The organism is Oscillatoria nigro-viridis PCC 7112 (assembly GCF_000317475.1).
Taxonomy (GTDB): Bacteria; Cyanobacteriota; Cyanobacteriia; order Cyanobacteriales; family Microcoleaceae; genus Microcoleus; species Microcoleus nigroviridis.
This window is the reverse complement of the sequence record NC_019729.1, coordinates 5,897,364-5,910,434: the sequence shown is the minus strand read 5'-3', so window position 1 is coordinate 5,910,434 and position 13,071 is coordinate 5,897,364. Positions and strand designations below refer to the sequence as shown.

11 protein-coding genes are annotated in these 13,071 nt (G+C 43.7%); 5 read left to right on the top strand and 6 right to left on the bottom strand.

The genetic code is table 11. The features are described 5' to 3' along the window. Positions 1-99 precede the first annotated feature (99 nt). Positions 100-2,727: a DNA mismatch repair protein MutS gene (gene mutS, locus OSC7112_RS24580; RefSeq protein ID WP_015178435.1), complete on the bottom strand. Its 2,628-nt coding sequence runs from the start codon at positions 2,725-2,727 to the stop codon at positions 100-102. Positions 2,728-3,441: 714 nt separating this feature from the next. Between mutS and OSC7112_RS24570 the strand changes: the two genes are divergently transcribed. Together OSC7112_RS24570 and OSC7112_RS24565 are read left to right on the top strand one after the other, a co-directional pair. Continuing rightward, positions 3,442-4,608, top strand: coding sequence for a zinc-dependent alcohol dehydrogenase (locus OSC7112_RS24570; RefSeq protein WP_015178434.1), 1,167 nt, complete (start codon positions 3,442-3,444; stop codon positions 4,606-4,608). Positions 4,609-4,635: 27 nt separating this feature from the next. After that, positions 4,636-4,845, top strand: a complete 210-nt coding sequence (locus tag OSC7112_RS24565; protein WP_015178433.1) for a hypothetical protein — start codon at positions 4,636-4,638, stop codon at positions 4,843-4,845. An 85-nt stretch (positions 4,846-4,930) separates the two neighbouring features. Here the strand turns inward: OSC7112_RS24565 and OSC7112_RS24560 are convergent, their stop codons facing one another. Further along, the gene (locus OSC7112_RS24560; RefSeq protein WP_015178432.1) at positions 4,931-6,085 is read right to left on the bottom strand and encodes an AAA family ATPase; all 1,155 of its coding nucleotides are present in this window, start codon (positions 6,083-6,085) and stop codon (positions 4,931-4,933) included. A 15-nt stretch (positions 6,086-6,100) separates the two neighbouring features. Then, a complete protein-coding gene (locus OSC7112_RS24555) occupies positions 6,101-6,892 on the bottom strand; it encodes an RNA ligase family protein (RefSeq protein ID WP_015178431.1) in 792 nt (263 codons plus the stop codon). A 145-nt stretch (positions 6,893-7,037) separates the two neighbouring features. Here OSC7112_RS24555 and OSC7112_RS24550 point away from each other — a divergent pair, with 145 nt between their 5' ends. The 3 genes from OSC7112_RS24550 to hpxZ all read left to right on the top strand — a co-directional run bounded on the left by OSC7112_RS24550 (position 7,038) and on the right by hpxZ (position 9,363). Beyond that, positions 7,038-7,907 (top strand): prohibitin family protein, encoded by an 870-nt coding sequence (locus OSC7112_RS24550; protein WP_015178430.1) that lies wholly within the window; start codon positions 7,038-7,040, stop codon positions 7,905-7,907. Positions 7,908-8,143: 236 nt separating this feature from the next. Beyond that, positions 8,144-8,563 carry a peptidylprolyl isomerase gene (locus OSC7112_RS24545; protein WP_015178429.1) on the top strand — a complete coding sequence of 140 codons (420 nt, stop codon included), beginning with the start codon at positions 8,144-8,146 and terminating at the stop codon, positions 8,561-8,563. 413 nt (positions 8,564-8,976) lie between these two features. Further along, positions 8,977-9,363 carry an oxalurate catabolism protein HpxZ gene (hpxZ, locus tag OSC7112_RS24540; RefSeq protein ID WP_041623430.1) on the top strand — a complete coding sequence of 129 codons (387 nt, stop codon included), beginning with the start codon at positions 8,977-8,979 and terminating at the stop codon, positions 9,361-9,363. Positions 9,364-9,558: 195 nt separating this feature from the next. Here the strand turns inward: hpxZ and OSC7112_RS24535 are convergent, their stop codons facing one another. From OSC7112_RS24535 to OSC7112_RS24525, 3 genes are all read right to left on the bottom strand, one after another. Next, on the bottom strand, positions 9,559-10,704 hold the full coding sequence (locus OSC7112_RS24535) for a hypothetical protein (RefSeq protein ID WP_015178427.1): 1,146 nt from the start codon (positions 10,702-10,704) through the stop codon (positions 9,559-9,561). A gap of 5 nt (positions 10,705-10,709) precedes the next feature. Beyond that, on the bottom strand, positions 10,710-11,561 hold the full coding sequence (gene yhdJ / locus OSC7112_RS24530; RefSeq protein WP_015178426.1) for an adenine-specific DNA-methyltransferase: 852 nt from the start codon (positions 11,559-11,561) through the stop codon (positions 10,710-10,712). Positions 11,562-11,627: 66 nt separating this feature from the next. Then, positions 11,628-12,752, bottom strand: coding sequence for a THUMP domain-containing class I SAM-dependent RNA methyltransferase (locus OSC7112_RS24525; RefSeq protein WP_015178425.1), 1,125 nt, complete (start codon positions 12,750-12,752; stop codon positions 11,628-11,630). Positions 12,753-13,071 lie beyond the last annotated feature (319 nt).

Below are 13,071 nucleotides of genomic sequence, written 5' to 3'. Positions count from 1 at the left end.
AAATTAAATTTTCTTGTGGGGTGTCCCGCCCGCCCCTGAAAGGCTTATTGAAAATGGTGCAATATAGAAGTTACTACAATTTTTTACCTAGGAAAACTTTCAACCCTCAAAAATATCCAACTGTTCGCCCTCAGACTCTTTTTTGCCATCTTTTTTAACACCTTTCCGCAGCCCGATCGCAATTTTGCTATGTTTCTCAATCTGCTTCATCACTTGTCTCGCCCGGTCAATCACCGACGGCGGTAAACCGGCCAATCTGCCCGCTTCAATTCCGTAAGATTTGTCAGCACCTCCCGGCTGAACTTGGTGCAAAAAAACGATTTGATCCGGCAATTCTTTCACTGTCACTTGATAATTTGCGACATTATCTAAAATAGAAGCTAACTCATTTAACTCGTGATAGTGAGTCGCAAAAATTGTCCGCGCCCGAATCTCAGTTGCTAAATATTCTGCCACAGACCAAGCAATTGACAGTCCGTCAAACGTCGCTGTTCCCCTGCCAATTTCATCTAACAAAACCAACGATTGCGGCGTCGCGTGATTGAGAATATTTGCAGTTTCGTTCATTTCTACCATAAACGTAGACTGACCGGTCGCCAAATCATCTACTGCGCCGACGCGGGTAAAAATGCGATCGCAAATTCCCAAACTCGCAGCTTTCGCCGGCACAAAACTGCCCATCTGCGCCATTAACTGGATCAAACCCACCTGCCGCAAGTAGCAGCTTTTCCCGCTAGCATTCGGCCCGGTTAAAATAATTAAATCTGGGCGGTTTAGCGATTTTTCCCGACCCAAAAAAGCCGAATTAGGTACAAAAAATCCGGGCGGCAAAGACTTTTCCACCACAGGATGACAACCTTCAATAATTTTAATTTCCCGACTTTCTGTCATAGTCGGGCGGCAGTAATTCTGGTAAACTGCTACTTCTGCTAAACCGCACAAAACATCTGCAGCCGCCACGGCGCGGGAAACGTTGCGAATAATTTCGGCCTGTTCTCCTACCTCCGATCGCACTTTAGCAAAAATATCGTATTCCAATTGATTTAAATCTTCCCGCGCTGTCAGAATTCGCACTTCCCTTTCTTTTAATTCTTCAGTGCTGTAGCGTTCTTCATTGGTGAGAGTTTGCTTGCGGGTGTAGTCCTTCGGCACTTGGTCTACTTTCGATTTAGTAATGCTGATGTAATAGCCGAAAGCTTTATTGTAGCCTACTTTTAAATTAGAAATTCCGGTGCGTTTTCTCTCAGTTGCTTCTAAATTTGCAATCCATTCTTGGTCTGCTGATGCAGTGTGGCGCATTTCATCTAGCATGGGATTGATTCCCGAGCGAATCAAACCTCCTTCTTTTAAATGAATCGGCGGTTCATCAACTAAGTGAGCGTGAATTGTATTTGCTAATTCTTCTAGAATTGGCGGTACATTTTGCAGCGCTTTCAAATAGGGCGAGATCCCTTGGGCTGCGATGGAGGCTAATGCCGGCAGTTTCGAGAGAGAATCAGCTAAAGCGACCAAATCCCGCGCGCTAGCTGTTCCCGAACCGGCGCGGCCTGTCAGTCTTTCGATGTCGTAAATTTGGCGCAGCAACTGCTGCAAATCTTGGCGCAGACCGTTATTTTCTACTAATTCTTGAATCGTGTCGTGTCGGGCGCAAATGCCTTTAATGTTGAGCAGAGGTTGCAGCACCCAGCGGCGCAAAGCGCGGCCTCCCATTGCGGTGCTGGTTTTGTCTATAGCCCACAGCAGCGAACCGTGAAAAACCCCATCTCTCACTGTTTGAGTAATTTCGAGATTGCGGCGGGTTTGGTAGTCGAGTATGAGAAAATCGGTGAGAGTGTAAGTGTGCAATCTTTGCAAAGAAACTGCTTTTTCCTTTTGAGTTTCTTCGATATATTGCAGCAAACCGCCGGCGGCGCGCACTGCGAGGGAAAGGTGTCCGCATCCCAGGCCTTCGAGCGATCGCACTTTGAACTTTTGCAGGATTCTCTGTTTTGCTTCGGACAAACTAAACGGAATTTGCGATCGCAAAGAATAGCAAAACGAATTCGGCAAACAATCGGGCAAATGCTCGGATTTCTCTCCGGGCCTCAACATAGTCACCAAATCCGGCGCATTAGTCGGTACCAAGACTTCCGAAGGTTGCAAGCGCAGCAATTCTAAGGTTAATTGTTCTAAACTGTCTGCTTGGGTAGTGACGAATTCTCCCGTAGAAATATCTGTATAAGCCAATCCCCAATGTTCCCCAGCAATGACGACTGCTGCTAAAAAATTATTTTGTCTGGGTTTGAGCATTCCGTCATCAGTCAAAGTTCCGGGAGTGAGAATGCGGGTAATTTCTCGCTTGACTTGACGACCTTCTCTAGCAGCAATCGAGGCATCTTCAACTTGGTCGCAAACTACCACGGCATAACCTTTTTCTACTAACATTGAGGTGTAGCGGTCGAGGGCGTGGTGCGGTACTCCCGTCATCGGCACTCTGCCAATTTCTTTGCCGCTTTCTTTGCTAGTACAAACAAGTTCTAATTCCTGCGAAATAGTAACTGCATCTTGGAAAAAACACTCAAAAAAATCTCCGACTCGAAACAATAAAAGTGCGTGGGGATACTGTTCTTTCACTTCCACATACCGCTGCATCATCGGTGTCAGCTTGGTGAATTCTAGTAGGCGGTAGTCGGCATTGCGGATGTTGGGTTGATTGGGATCTGTTGGGGTAGATGCAGTGTAAGGCATAAAAGGCGATCGATAAATTTTAATCTTTAACAACTTTAGCGCAAGCTCGGCTTTTAGCTATAACTAATATACAATATTTGACGATTAATCCTCCTTAAGCAGGGTGCGTAATTCTCCTGATTGGGGTGAAGTGTTGAGCTATACAAAAGCCGCGCACCCTGTTTAATAATTGATAAACCCGCTTTTACGTGAGAAGTTTTTGGTCGCTGTTTATCTCAAGTGAGTAAAAATAGCGGCTATAGTGAGGCAAAATGCGGAAAGTTTATTGATTGTGAGAAGGGAGCGAGCGGCGATCGACAAAAACAATCTCAGCTATGTAGTTGTTAGCTGTTATAGCAGATGTAGAAGGAAGAAAGAAGAAGGAAAAAGGAAAAAGGAAAAAGGCTTTAGTTATCTAAAAGAGAAGTCAGAAGCAATCTTCGGCAACGGTTTCAGCAATTAAGAACGTTCTCACCGTCGGGCGCGGTTGCTATAACTGTTGGGGGTTAACAGAAGAATGTGAAATATCCCGCACTTTAGTTAGAGGATTAACTTGACATTGTTGTTATTGGAAACAGCCGGAAGATAGATTTATAAATTATACCTAGGATAGAGATAAACTATATTTTATATGCTTAACATTAAAATATCCAAGCAGATAATTAATCGGCGTAGTAAATTTAAGATTGAGAAGCAAAAATCGGCCAGCTATTAGTTAACTAGAGGAAAAAAATAATGAAAGCTCTTTGCTGGCACGGAGCAAATGATGTGCGAGTCGATCATGTACCAGACCCAACAATTATCAACCCGCGCGATGCGATAGTTAAAATCACGTCTACAGCAATCTGCGGCTCGGATTTACACCTCTACAATGGCTTCATCCCGACAATGCAATCGGGCGATATTCTGGGACACGAATTCATGGGGGAAGTAGTCGAACTCGGCAGCGAAGTCAAGAACTTGAAAAAGGGCGATCGCATCGTCATTCCTTTTACTATTTCTTGCGGCAGTTGCTTCTTTTGCAACCGCGATTTGTGGTCGCTGTGCGACAACTCCAACCCCAATGCTGGGCTGGCTGAAAAAATGTTCGGTCATTCGCCGGCGGGACTGTTTGGCTACTCGCATTTAACGGGCGGCTATGCAGGAGGTCAAGCAGAATACGCGCGGGTTCCGTTTGCAGATGTCGGCCCTTTAAAAATTCCCGACGGACTTTCTGACGAACAAGTATTGTTCCTCACCGATATCTTTCCTACCGGTTACATGGCGGCAGAAAACTGCGACATTCAGCCGGGGGATACTGTCGCAGTTTGGGGATGCGGGCCTGTCGGACAATTTGCGATCAGAAGCGCGTTTATGCTGGGGGCCGATCGAGTAATTGCGATCGACCGCATACCGGAACGCTTGCAAATGGCGGCTGCGGCCAAAGCTGAAATCATCAATTACGAAGAAATGGACGCCGGGGAAGCTGTCACCGAAATGACGGGGGGACGCGGGCCCGACTCTTGCATCGACGCGGTGGGGATGGAAGCCCACGGCACCGGTCTCGACGCTTTGTACGACAAAGCTAAGCAAGCCGTGCGGTTGGAGAGCGATCGACCTACGGCCCTGCGACAAGTTATCCTCGCGTGTCGCAAGGGCGGTACAGTCTCAATTCCCGGCGTTTACGGCGGCTTCGCAGACAAAGTGCCATTAGGTGCAGCTTTCAACAAAGGCTTGACCCTGAAAATGGGACAGACGCACGTTCACCGCTATTTGGGGCCTTTGCTCGATCGCGTTCAAAAAGGCGAAATTGACCCGTCATTCGTAATTACGCACCGAATGAAATTGGATGAAGCGCCCCACGGCTACGATATTTTCCTCAACAAAAAAGACAACTGCATCAAAGTTGTCCTCAAACCATAACTTGCATTCAATTGACAAGGAGAAACTATGCTTTTAAAAGAAAAAGAATCAGGCGACTTGATAAAAATTCTCGATGTAGATGCTTTAGTCAACCCTACCAAAAATGAGGTATTGGGGCAAAATCAAGCAGGTGAAGAAGAGCAAGATCCAGAAAAATTTCCGAAGAGTAAATTAGTTTTTCCCTCCGGCGAAGTTTTGCCGCGCTGCTGGACTGATAAAAATTATAAAACTCATTGATTCAAGGGAAACCCCCAACCTAATACCCAGAGCCCCGACTTCTTAAAGAAGTCGGGGCTCTAACAGTTGGAGGTAACAAGGGAGATTAATTGTTAACGATCCGATCGACTTGATGCGCTTCTGTGATGTCTGGAATATCCAGCCGCGCAGCTAATTTGCGAATGACTGCTTCCGGTACTGTTGCTGTGCGCGATCGATTCCGCTGCAATATTTCTTCTAGAGGTACTTCTAGATAAACAATGCGAATGCGCGCTTGGTAAGCCGCAAAAAAATCAATTAATTGCTGCCGCATTTGTTTAGTTGTATTCGTGGCGTTCCACACAAAAGAACGCCCCTCATTCATGTATTCGCGCGCTCTTTTTTTGGCGGCTGCGACCACATTTCCAGGGGTTTCGTCGGGAGGGACATTCATCTCTTTTCGCAGTGCATCCAGCGAGATTACTGGCAAATTTGGGAGATTTTTCTGAATCCAATAATCTTTACCGCTTCCCGGCAAGCCGGACATCAAAATTACTTCGCATTTAGTGTCGTCAAATGCTTCGTAATCTGGGTTTCCGTTCTCTTTGCGGAAGTAGATAAATCGGCTGTGTGCTGATGGGAATTGTCGGGGAGAATCCCAACAATAATTTTCTTGACAAAACTCCCGAAATAGTTCTATTTTATCGAGCAATTCTTGTTGGTCGGCGCAGTGGCGGCCGCGCACGTCTGCTTCGGCTAAAAGTGCGAGGAAATCGCAGCGGACAACTTGACTGACTTTAATTACGGACTGCTGCGGGTTGGGTTTGTCGATTAACCAGATGGGTAAACTGCCGAATTGGACGATCGCCACCACTGTTTCGCGAATCTCAAACTGCACGGGCGGCTCGAATTGAGATAAAATTTGTCTGACCATTCTCGCACCTTGACGGGCGTGACCTTTTGAGCTGATTCTGCCGTCGGCTTCTATTTTTGTAAAGGTTGGTTTTGCGACATCGTGCAGCAAAGCGGCGGCAAAAAGTATCGATCGCTCTTTTTCGGGAAGCTGCCGCCAATTTGGGGAAGATATTAAGGCTTCGCAGACCATTTTTGTATGAATAAAAACATCTCCTTCGGCGTGGTAAATCGGGTCTTGCTGACATCCTTTGAGGCTGTCAATCCAGTCGAAATGCGTTTGAATACCGTCCCAATCCAGGAACCAATCGGGCGGTTCGGGACAAAAGGGAAAAGTCCAAGGCGGCGAGGGCGATAACAGTGTATTCATAAATTCACCTGCTGGTTAACTAAAATTAAATAAATCTGCGCCGGGACGCAGAATATTGGGTATAATTGGGCGATTTAGCCAATGTCCTTCGGCATTTTTAATAGCAGTCAAAAAACTGGCACGCACGTATTTGTAACGCGCCTTTACTATGCCATCTTCTTCGACTTTAATGTACAGACCCTCCATGCGATCGCTCTTGTCAGTCTCTTTCAAACACCGTTCTTCATCTAATCCCAATTCCCCGCAGTACAAACGCAAGCGTTCCAAATGTCCGGGTTGAATAAAATTAGATTTTTCCATAAACTGCATCATTTGCTTGGGAGATTTCAGCACTCCAGAAAACAGCACGGGAACGGACACCAACGGCAATCCGCTTAACAAATTGCGGCGGGATTCTGTACTCAAAAATTGATTTGTTTCTAAGTCGAGCACGTCGTATTCCATAAAATAGTGCGGCAAAAAATCATAAAAAACAGTGTGTTTGGCATAAAGCCATTCGCCGTAAAGAATATAGCGATTTCCCAGGACTTCTCCCAGGGCTGGGCTGAGACTGAAAGCCCACTGTTTGAATAAGTTAAAATGTTTTTCCCTCGGCCCGCCGGTGAGATAGTGGCCGCGACTTTGCAGCAGCATTTGTCCGTCTGGTGCGAAGCTGATGCCTGTATTAGCGCCGTCTACCTTTTCTTCTATAATTAGAGGGCGATCGGTCAAAACGCTAAATGGCACGCTGTCGAGGTCTTCATCACCCGGTTGGAAGCGCGAACCTTCGATGTGATAAGTTCTAGGATATTTAACAATTTTGAGCATCAGCCCATCCGTTTTAGATTTTAGATTTGAGATGCGACCCGATCCATTTTAGACTGTAGTAATTTTAGATTTGAGATTTTAGACTTGAGAGGCAACCAAATCCATTTAACCATTATAATGGAATGAGAACAAAGGAGCGTGTAAGTTGAAAAGTCAAAGTTTCCAGAGTATATCATCAGCATTCGCTGGGATTCTATTAGTAGGCGCGCTACTCATCGCCTTCAACTCTTTTGTCGTCATCAATCCAGGTGAAGCAGGAGTAGTCAGCGTTTTAGGAAAAGCCAGAGATGGAGCATTGTTAGAGGGGTTTCACCTCAGACCCCCGCTGATCTCCAAGGTAGATGTGTACGATGTAACAGTGCAAAAATTTGAAGTTCCCGCCCAGAGTGCTACTAAAGACCTTCAGGATTTAAATGCTAGTTTTGCGATCAACTTTCGCCTCGATCCTGCGAGAATAGTTGATGTCCGAAGGACTCAAGGAACATTGGAGAATATAGTTTCAAAAATTATTGCTCCTCAGACGCAAGAAGCATTTAAAACAGCCGCTGCACTGAGAACCGCCGAACAATCTATTACTCAAAGAAGTGAACTGAAGCGAGACTTTGATACTGCGCTGAAGGACAGGCTATCCAAATATGATGTAATCGTACTCGATACGAGCGTTGTTAACATTCGATTCTCGACAGATTTTGCGAAAGCGGTTGAGGAGAAACAGGTTGCTGAACAGCGGGCACAAAGGGCTGTTTATGTGGCTCAGGAAGCAGAACAGCAGGCTCAAGCCGACATTAACCGCGCTCAAGGTAGGGCTGAAGCTCAAAGACTTTTGGCTGAAACTTTGAAGGCTCAGGGCGGCAATTTAGTTCTGCAAAAAGAGGCGATCGAAGCTTGGAGAAGCGGGGGAGCTCAGATGCCAAAAGTGCTGGTTATGGGCGCAGGTTCGAGTCGGGTTCCTTTCATTTTTAATATGAGCGATATTCAGGAAGAACCCGATCGCCCGCAAGTGACAAACAATTAAAATATGACAGAGGGTAACAAACCCGGTGTCTCAGAAAATATTGGCTTTGCTAACCAGAAATCTCGCAATAAACCGGGTTTCCTCAGAAAGCGCACATAAGTCCTATGAGAGTTGCCGGAATATGCTACACTTCTGGAAGCCACAATATAACGACAGTTTGAAACCTGTCGCTATAAAAGCGAAGTCCGCAATTAACACGCAGGCAACACAATCATTTTAGGAAGCCAGGAGAAATCATGACCCGCGCTATTATGGAAACCGAGAAAGGCACAATCAATTTGGAATTGTTCGATGCGGATGCGCCTAACACAGTGAAGAATTTTGTTGACTTGGCGGAAAAAGGTTTTTACGATGGATTGACTTTTCACCGAGTCATTCCTAACTTTATGATTCAAGGTGGCTGTCCCAAAGGCAATGGAACGGGCGGCCCCGGCTACAAAATCAAGTGCGAAATTAACTCCAACAAACATTTGGCAGGAACTTTATCGATGGCTCACGCAGGCCGCGATACGGGTGGCAGCCAATTCTTTATTTGCCATTCTCCCCAGTCTCATCTAGATGGAGTTCACACAACTTTTGGCAAAACTGAGGATATGTCTGTCGTCAATGCTATCCGCCAAGGTGACAAAATTATTTCGCTGAAAATTGAGCATTAATTTCCTCTAATTAGTTGCGTTTGTAGTAAGGATTTTCGTCCTTATTGCAAACACAACTTGTGAAAATTAAGAGTTTTAAAATCTACAATTTATGACAATAATTTCTTGATGGTACAAGCCCCGGAATTTATCCGTTGAATCAATCCAAAATCCAATATCATTGCATCCTCAAGCCCCCAGATTGATCCGTGGTGTCAATCGAAAATCAAAAATCAAAAATCTCAAATCGAAAAGCCCCCAGATTGATCCGTGGTGTCAATCGAAAATCAAAAATCTCAAATCTCAAATCGAAAAGCCCCCAGATTGATCCGTGGTGTCAATCGAAAATCAAAAATCTCAAATCTCAAATCGAAAAGCCCCCGGATTTATCCGTGGTGTCAATCGAAAATCAAAAATCTAAAATCGAAAATCGAATGACTGTTATCAATGATTATGCTGTGGTGACTGAGTTAACTGAACTATATTTAAAATACGAAAAAGCTCTGTGTACGAACGATATTGAAACTCTCGATAATTTGTTCTGGGATGCGCCGGAAGTCGTGCGGTTTGGGGTGACGGAGAACCTGTACGGGAGCGATGAGGTGAGGGCTTTTCGCAAAGGACGATCGCCTGTAAATGTCGATCGAGAAATGTTCAACCTCAAAGTCGTGACATTCGACAGAGACACGGCGGCTGTGACGCTGGAATTCCGCCGTGTAATGGATGGAGTGGTGCGGCTGGGGCGGCAGAGTCAGATGTGGCGGAAGTTTCCTCAAGGGTGGAAGATTGTTTCGGCTCACGTTTCTTTGTTGCCAGTGTAGATGTTAAAGGTAAGGAAACAATAATTGTCTAAAGCAGGCGGAATTTATGACCAATAATTTCTTGATGGTACCCGCCACGTGATTTATCCGTGGAATCAATCCAAAATCCAAAATCCTTGCATCCTCAAGCCCCCGGATTTATCCGTGGGGTCACTCTAAAATCTAAAATCTAAAATCTAAAATCGAATGACTGAATCATTCATCATCTAGAGCAACGTCTAATAGTTCAATTTCCAGACTTTCTTCCTCATCTTCATAATTAAATTCTAATCTGCTCTGCTTAATAATCTCGTTCAATACATTGCTTAAGTACCCTTTGGCAACCGCTTGTTCAAATCTTTCTATCAGAATAGGAACATTGATTATTTCTTGTATACATTGCATATACTGAGATACTATAGCATTTATGGAATACAGCTTTCGAGCTTGTGCTTCAATCTTTGATTTAATTTCACTATCTGAATCTAAAGATTTAACTACAAATGTGATCGGATACCTTTCAATTTTATCAATGTCTAGGAAATATTTATTTACATCTACAGTTTCAGTCACCTGAAAAAAACGTCCTAGGGGTTTCATTACAAAGTCAATTCCCCCATCATTAGCATTTGTCCTACCTGTTTTAAACAGCTTTAAATTTTCTTGCTGGAGTCTGTCTAGTGCATAACCCCAATAAATAACTCGGTCATTGTAGTAGTATTTTAATATACTGTAGCTGACTATCTCGAAAATTCGAGCATCTACATTTGGCGCTACCATTTGTTTTATAAATTCTCTGACTTGAACCTCTGTCAATCTTTGAGCATCTTTACAGATTTGAATAAACTTTTCAAAGCTATCTCTCTTAGCTTCAACGTAAGCATCAATTATGTGGATTACTGTTTCTGCTATATTGTGTTCATTCTCATTGATTTTGACTTTTAATAAATTTTCGTTAAACCAATACCTGTTATTTTTCTGATTTCTCAAAATAGGGATGAACTCACAAGTGGGAAAATATTTTTTAAATTCTTCATTCATCCTATGGTTCAAGCCATGATTTTGAAGCTTTTGCCCGAATGGTAATTCACGCTGTCTCTTAAAAAGATTCGTATAAACTGCACCTTCATAATCTGAATACATTCCTGTCCGATCGAAATTTTTCCCCAAATAATCTTCCACTAAAACATAGATTGCGTATAAGTTGGCAAAACTTCCTCTTGATTTTGAGCCTTTATTTGAAGATTTAGTCTTGATATTCAAATATGAAATTAGCTGACTTTCACGGACTATTTGATCCCCCTCGTCGCCAAAGTTCTCCTCTAAAATGGCCTTAATTATTTTTGTAAATTCATGTTCCATTTTTATTATAGCTGTAAGTTTATTGTTAGCTGCTGTGGCGAAACTTCACCGGATTTGACTTCAGACATGAGAGCCTCTTCACTCTCATCGGGGGTAATTTGCAACCTCCGCAATCCTATTTGTAGATACTTTTCTTGTAATTCTATGCCGATTGACTTTCTGTTAAGCTGCTTGGCAACAAATGATGTTGTAAAAGTTCCCGAAAATATATCTAGTACAACGTCGCCCTCATTACTACTGGCTTTGATAATTCTTTCTAACAATGATGTTGGTTTTTGGGTAGGATGTTCCTCATACTCACGCATACGATATCTCACTCTCGGAAACTCCCACACATTACCTGGAACTTTTTTAGAATTATATACTGATGGTGTAGCCTTGCGGTAGTCAATTAGCTTTCTAACAGATCCGGTTTTTGCCTCTACCAGAATATCTGAGGAATTGAATGTATAATTTCGTTTGTCTTTGACGCAATATAAAATTGGTTCGTACAGAGAACCGTAAAATTTTTTTGCTTGTACGCCCGAACTGTCATAATACCACACTATTCGAGAAAGGATTGTTAAACGATCGCGCAAATATAAATCAAAGTAGGGCATACTTTGAGTTGACGCCATTAGATACAAACTGCCGTTATGCTTGAGCTTGTTAACACATAAGTTTAACCAACTATAACTCCATTCTAAATAATCATTTTCAAATTCCCACTTGTCTTTAAAACCATTAAAATTTTTGCCAATATTATAGGGGGGATCGGCAAAAATCAAATCTATTGAGTTGTCTTGAATTTCACTGCCAAGCACTTCTAACACATCTCCTAAAATGAGCTTGTGCTCGTCAATTTCAAAGATTTTCATTTAGCCTAACCTCTTCCAATTAATATTGGCTATTGCCAAGTTGAGTGAGATATGTTCTATAAATATTTAATACAGTTCATACTTGAGCAACGTACACGGAATCGATCCATTATAAACAGGAATTCGCCGCGATGTCCTGAGTCCCACCTTTTTACCCAACTCCTTATTGCCAGTTAAAATAAACGCATTCCAACCTTTAAAACGATGCTTGAAAATATCCCCCAACATCTTGTACAAATCTCCCAATTCGCTAGCATCTCCCAGGCGCTCTCCGTAGGGAGGATTGCAAATCAAAACGCCTCTGTCTGCGGGGGCTTCCAACTGAGACAATTCGGTTTGAGCAAACTGAATCTTACCGGAAATACCGGCTTGCTGCGCGTTCGTGCGAGCTTGAGTTAACATATCAAAATCGCGATCGCACCCTGCAATCACCTGTTTAAGCTCCGGTAACTCGCTGTTTTCAGCTTCTGCCCACAATTTATCCCACAAAGGTTCGTCAAAATCCCGCCAAGTCATAAATCCAAACTTTTCTCGAAACAATCCCGGTGCAATATTCAACGCCTTTAAAGTCGCTTCCAAAGGCAAAGTTCCAGAACCGCACATCGGGTCTAAAAACGGCAAATCAGGCGTCCATTCTGCCATCTCCAACAAAGCCGCAGCTAGGGTTTCTTTGAGGGGAGCAAGCCCCATCGCCGGTCGATATCCCCGGCGGTGCAAACTGCCTCCAGAACTGTCTAAACTTAAAATAGCTCTATCTTGATGAATGTGAATGTTAATTAGCAAATCGGGATGATCTACATCGACATTAGAACGCTTGTTAAATTGAAGGCGCTGTTGGTCGGCGATCGCATTTTTGACTTGCAAAGCTGTAAAGTGAGTGTGGTTCAACTTTTCGTTGCCGCCGGTGCAGTTTACTGCTAACGTATTTTCGGGATATAAGTATTCGTCCCAAGGGATTTTCTGCACTTCGCGGTAGAGCATATCCGAGTTGTAACACCGGAATTCGGCGATCGGCATTAACACTCGAAAAATTGTTCTAGACCACAGATTGACGCGGTACAATAAAGTGCGATCGCCCGCAAAGTAAACCCCAGTAAAATCTGGCTTGACATCCTGAGCCCCTAAACGTTCTAATTCTTGGGCGGCAATAGTTTCTAAACCGCGCGCAACTGTAGCAAAATATTGATTCATTGAGAATTGGTAATTGGGAATTGGGAATTGGGAATTGTTACTAACAACAGACACCAGACTGATGACTATAATAGCTGGTTTTAATCCTAACTATCAAAATAAATACTCTACCTTCACGATAAATCACTCGCATTAATCTGGGTGGGGGCGGGTTTGAGAGATTGTTCTTTGTTGGCTGTGATTGTTTGTGAAACCCGCCCCTACAGATTGTTAGAAATGTGTGAGTCACAAACTGTCAGTGGGGGCGGGTTTGAGAGATTGTTCTTTGTTGGCTGTGATTGTTTGTGAAACCCGCCCCTACAGATTGTTAGAAATGTGT

Coding starts and splice junctions, on each gene's coding strand:
- OSC7112_RS24535 (WP_015178427.1), bottom strand. CDS start 10,704: ATGGAACATGAATTTACAAAAATAATTAAGGCCATTTTAGAGGAGAAC.
- OSC7112_RS24570 (WP_015178434.1), top strand. CDS start 3,442: ATGAAAGCTCTTTGCTGGCACGGAGCAAATGATGTGCGAGTCGATCAT.
- OSC7112_RS24555 (WP_015178431.1), bottom strand. CDS start 6,892: ATGCTCAAAATTGTTAAATATCCTAGAACTTATCACATCGAAGGTTCG.
- yhdJ (WP_015178426.1), bottom strand. CDS start 11,561: ATGAAAATCTTTGAAATTGACGAGCACAAGCTCATTTTAGGAGATGTG.
- mutS (WP_015178435.1), bottom strand. CDS start 2,727: ATGCCTTACACTGCATCTACCCCAACAGATCCCAATCAACCCAACATC.
- OSC7112_RS24565 (WP_015178433.1), top strand. CDS start 4,636: ATGCTTTTAAAAGAAAAAGAATCAGGCGACTTGATAAAAATTCTCGAT.
- hpxZ (WP_041623430.1), top strand. CDS start 8,977: ATGACTGTTATCAATGATTATGCTGTGGTGACTGAGTTAACTGAACTA.
- OSC7112_RS24545 (WP_015178429.1), top strand. CDS start 8,144: ATGACCCGCGCTATTATGGAAACCGAGAAAGGCACAATCAATTTGGAA.
- OSC7112_RS24560 (WP_015178432.1), bottom strand. CDS start 6,085: ATGAATACACTGTTATCGCCCTCGCCGCCTTGGACTTTTCCCTTTTGT.
- OSC7112_RS24525 (WP_015178425.1), bottom strand. CDS start 12,752: ATGAATCAATATTTTGCTACAGTTGCGCGCGGTTTAGAAACTATTGCC.